The 2,674-nt window shown below is 46.9% G+C and carries 2 protein-coding genes; both read left to right on the top strand.

The window, feature by feature from the left end; translation table 11 throughout:
* Positions 1–24 precede the first annotated feature (24 nt).
* Complete coding sequence (locus QTO00_RS17895; protein ID WP_331425985.1) at positions 25–786, top strand: DeoR/GlpR family DNA-binding transcription regulator; 762 nt, start codon at positions 25–27, stop codon at positions 784–786.
* Between the two features lie 87 nt (positions 787–873).
* On the top strand, positions 874–2,674 hold a 1,801-nt coding region (glmS, locus tag QTO00_RS17890), incomplete at its 3' end, for a glutamine--fructose-6-phosphate transaminase (isomerizing) (protein WP_331425984.1).

Below are 2,674 nucleotides of genomic sequence, written 5' to 3'. Positions count from 1 at the left end.
TCGAAACCTTATGCTAGTATTTAAATGTCGAAACGAAACACTCAACTGAGAAGACACGCCATTTCTAATCTCGTAAATGAGAAAGGTGAAGTGAGTGTTGAAGAGCTTTCAGTACAATTTGAAACATCAGAAGTTACGATCAGAAAGGATCTAGCTTCTCTAGAAAAAAACGGTCAACTTCTTCGTCGCTATGGTGGCGCGATCGCACTGCCCAAAGAAGTGGTTAACGATGAAATGAATACCAATGTTTCGATTCGAAAGAATGAACTGGCTGAGGCGGCATTTAAGTTAATTCGTGAACACAATCGCATCGTAATCGATAGCGGAAGCACAACTGCAGCGCTGATCAAACAACTTGATGGAATGCGTGGTTTGGTCGTGATGACCAACTCGCTTAACGTCGCCAATGCACTCAATGAGCTAGAAAGTGAACCGACGTTATTAATGACGGGCGGGACTTGGGATGCTCACTCTGAGTCTTTCCAAGGTCAAGTTGCTGAATCTGTACTTCGCTCCTATGACTTTGACCAACTGTTCATCGGTGCTGATGGCGTAGACCTAGAGCGCGGGACTACCACGTTCAATGAACTGGTTGGTCTTAGCAAAGTCATGGCAGAGGTATCGCGCGAAGTGATTGTTATGGTTGAGTCTGAGAAGATCGGACGAAAGATTCCCAACTTAGAGTTAGCTTGGGATGCTATTGATATTTTAATTACAAACAAAGACTTAGACCAAGAGTTAAAAACAAAAATTGAATCTCATGGGGTCAAAGTGCTTTGTGCTTAAACAAAGCTAAACTTAATTTTTAATCTTACTCTATCCGAATCAGGCCTTTGCTTGCTGCCTATCGGATTCAACAAAATGGAGTTGAATATGTGTGGAATCGTCGGTGCTGTAGCACAACGAGATGTTGCTGAAATTTTGGTTGAAGGTCTACGCCGCTTGGAATACCGCGGTTATGACTCTGCAGGTGTTGCGGTTGTAGATAGCGAAACCAACCTAACTCGTGTTCGTCGCCTTGGTAAGGTACAAGAGCTAGCAGACGCGGTAGAAGAAGCAAACGTTGTGGGTGGTACTGGTATCGCACATACTCGCTGGGCGACTCACGGCGAACCATCTGAAGCAAACGCTCACCCGCATATGTCTGGTGATATCGCTGTGGTGCATAACGGCATCATCGAAAACCACGAAGAGCTGCGTGAGCTACTTCAATCTCGTGGCTACGTGTTTACATCTCAAACAGATACTGAAGTTATCGCTCACATGGTTGAGTGGGAACTACGCAGCTCTGAAACGCTACTGGAAGCCGTGCAAAAAACAGCGAAACAACTTGAAGGTGCATACGGTACGGTAGCGCTCGACCGTAAAGATCCATCTCGCATCGTTGTGGCGCGCTCTGGCAGCCCAATCTGTATTGGTTTCGGTGTAGGAGAAAACTTCCTAGCTTCTGACCAACTTGCACTACTTAACGTAACTCGCCGCTTTATGTACCTTGAAGAAGGTGACGTTGCAGAGATCACTCGTCGTGAAGTAACCGTATTTGATCAAACCGGTGAGCGTGTAGAGCGTGAAATCACTGAATCAAACGCAGAGCACGATGCTGGTGACAAAGGTCAATACCGTCACTTCATGCAAAAAGAGATCTACGAGCAGCCAACAGCGCTGATCAACACTATGGAAGGCCGCATCACAGCTGACTCAGTGATCACAGATGCAATCGGCGTAAACGCTGCGGAAATCTTAGGCAAAGTTGAACACGTACAGATCGTCGCTTGTGGTACTTCATACAACGCAGGTATGACGGCTCGCTACTGGTTCGAAGATATTGCAGGCGTGAGCTGTGACGTAGAAATCGCATCAGAGTTCCGCTACCGCAAGTTTGTGACTCGTCCAAATAGCCTACTGATCACTCTATCTCAGTCTGGTGAGACAGCTGATACTCTGGCAGCACTTCGCCTAGCGAAAGAGAAAGGCTACATGGCAGCAATGACCATCTGTAACGTAGCGGGTTCTTCGCTAGTTCGTGAGTCTGACTTTGCCTTTATGACTCGTGCAGGCGTAGAGATCGGTGTGGCTTCTACCAAAGCATTTACTACTCAGCTTTCTGCTCTACTGATGCTAGTAACAGCAATGGGTAAAGAGCAAGACCGTATCAGTAAAGAGAAAGAAAAAGAGATCGTAGAGGCACTGCACGCTCTACCTAAACAGATCGAATCTGCTCTATCTTTCGAAAAAGAGATCGAAGCGCTAGCCCCTGATTTCGCAGACAAGCACCACACCCTATTCCTAGGCCGTGGTGAGTTCTACCCAATCGCAATGGAAGCATCGCTTAAACTTAAAGAGATCTCGTACATCCATGCAGAAGCATACGCTGCTGGCGAGCTTAAGCATGGTCCACTCGCGCTTATCGATGCAGATATGCCTGTTGTGGTAGTAGCACCAAGCAACGACCTACTAGAGAAGCTGAAATCAAACGTTGAAGAAGTTCGCGCGCGTGGCGGTCTACTTTACGTATTTGCTGACGCTGATGCAGGCTTTGAAGCAGACGAGACCATGAAGATCATCACTCTGCCACACGTAAGCGAGATCACTGCAGCTATCTACTACACGATTCCAATGCAGCTGCTTTCTTACTACGTAGCGCTGATTAAGGGTACCGATGTTGACCAACCTC

This window comes from Vibrio sp. M260118, assembly GCF_036533755.1.
In the GTDB taxonomy this organism is placed as follows: Bacteria; Pseudomonadota; Gammaproteobacteria; order Enterobacterales; family Vibrionaceae; genus Vibrio.
Note: the sequence above shows the minus strand (reverse complement) of the source record. Positions and strands in the feature narration are given on the sequence as shown.

What these genes read in the sequence shown, in the direction of transcription:
- QTO00_RS17895 (WP_331425985.1), top strand. Translation starts at nt 25, where the DNA reads ATGTCGAAACGAAACACTCAACTGAGAAGACACGCCATTTCTAATCTC.